Raw genomic sequence first — 1,277 nt, 5'->3', positions numbered from 1 at the left:
TAAGATCGCATCTGGGCGTTTAAGCGATTTACCAAGACTGGCCCAAACTGCTGTGTAGCGATTAGGCTCGATAGCGTACATCGGACTGCCATGGCCAGCAAATACTGCAGGTTGGCGATGGCTAGTCATTAATGCAGATTAGCCGAATACGTAACCAGTATGTGCTGCAACTAAAGCAAACAAAATAGCCAAGCTAGTAGCGGCTGCCAACATCACGATCAAAGTGATGATTTTTTTATTGACTTCGTCTTTCGACTCTTTATGCCATTCGTTCATGCTAAATCCCCATTAAACACATTGATTAGTGCTGCAATTATCCACTATCGGCCGCGGCCAGCCTTACGCATCATGCCTTTTCCGCCACCAAAGCCTGCTTGAGGCCTTCCGCCAGGACCAGATGGGCCTTTTGGGGCTGGTGGACGGGCTACCGGCTTTGCTGCCACAGGCTTAGCTGGGGTCTTTGATTCTGGTTTTTTATCTTCAGTCACTTTTCACTCCTATCGATATCATATTGCCATGATTACTGACTATTCTATCCAAGCTATCGCCATTAATGCGATTCCTTTGATTTTTGCTATCACTATCCATGAGGCAGCACATGGCTATGCAGCACGCTATTTTGGTGACAATACCGCGTATATGCTGGGCAGAGTCAGCCTTAACCCACTGAAGCATATAGACCCCGTGGGGACCATCCTCATCCCTTTAATGCTGATTTTGGCTAGCTCGCCATTCTTGATTGGGTATGCCAAGCCAGTGCCAGTCAACTTTGGGCGCTTACGCAACCCCCGAATTGACTCAATTTGGGTAGCCCTAGCAGGACCTGGCTCAAATTTCGCTCAAGCCCTCATTTGGGCCATTTTCTTGATTACTCTCATTGGATTTGGAGTTAATGAGCAGTTCTTATTGGGAATGTCACAAGCTGGCATTACTTGGAATTTAGTGCTCATGGTGTTTAATCTGTTCCCTCTACCACCCCTAGACGGGGGTCGCATTCTATCCAGCCTTTTGCCGGCGCGCCAATCAATTGCCTTAGGCAAGCTGGAGCCCTGGGGCTTCTTTATTGTTCTAGGGCTTGTATTTACCGGCGTCATTGGCAGTTTTTGGATGGAGCCTTTGATTGCCTTCTTTAAATCCATCCTCTACTTCGTGACACTGCCGTTACAGATGGTTTTCTAAAATTTCTATCGGCAAAACCCAGTATTCGGGAGTATTCTGAATACAAGTATTTTTAGCACCACTTTTAAAGAAATGAATGGAGCCCTTATGAAACTCAA

3 protein-coding genes are annotated in these 1,277 nt (G+C 46.6%); 1 reads left to right on the top strand and 2 read right to left on the bottom strand.

Annotated elements, in window-relative coordinates:
• Positions 1-138: 138 nt before the first annotated feature.
• Both B7X71_RS17175 and B7X71_RS17170 read right to left on the bottom strand, forming a co-directional pair.
• Positions 139-276, bottom strand: a complete 138-nt coding sequence (locus tag B7X71_RS17175; RefSeq protein WP_174221123.1) for a hypothetical protein — start codon at positions 274-276, stop codon at positions 139-141.
• A gap of 44 nt (positions 277-320) precedes the next feature.
• A complete protein-coding gene (locus tag B7X71_RS17170) occupies positions 321-488 on the bottom strand; it encodes a hypothetical protein (protein WP_215301640.1) in 168 nt (55 codons plus the stop codon).
• Between the two features lie 28 nt (positions 489-516).
• Between B7X71_RS17170 and B7X71_RS17165 the strand changes: the two genes are divergently transcribed.
• The gene (locus B7X71_RS17165; RefSeq protein WP_293601632.1) at positions 517-1,179 is read left to right on the top strand and encodes a site-2 protease family protein; all 663 of its coding nucleotides are present in this window, start codon (positions 517-519) and stop codon (positions 1,177-1,179) included.
• Positions 1,180-1,277 lie beyond the last annotated feature (98 nt).

The organism is Polynucleobacter sp. 39-46-10, from assembly GCF_002282275.1.
Note: the sequence above shows the minus strand (reverse complement) of the source record. Positions and strands in the feature narration are given on the sequence as shown.

What these genes read in the sequence shown, in the direction of transcription:
- B7X71_RS17175 (WP_174221123.1), bottom strand. Translation starts at nt 276, where the DNA reads ATGAACGAATGGCATAAAGAGTCGAAAGACGAAGTCAATAAAAAAATC.
- B7X71_RS17165 (WP_293601632.1), top strand. Translation starts at nt 517, where the DNA reads ATGATTACTGACTATTCTATCCAAGCTATCGCCATTAATGCGATTCCT.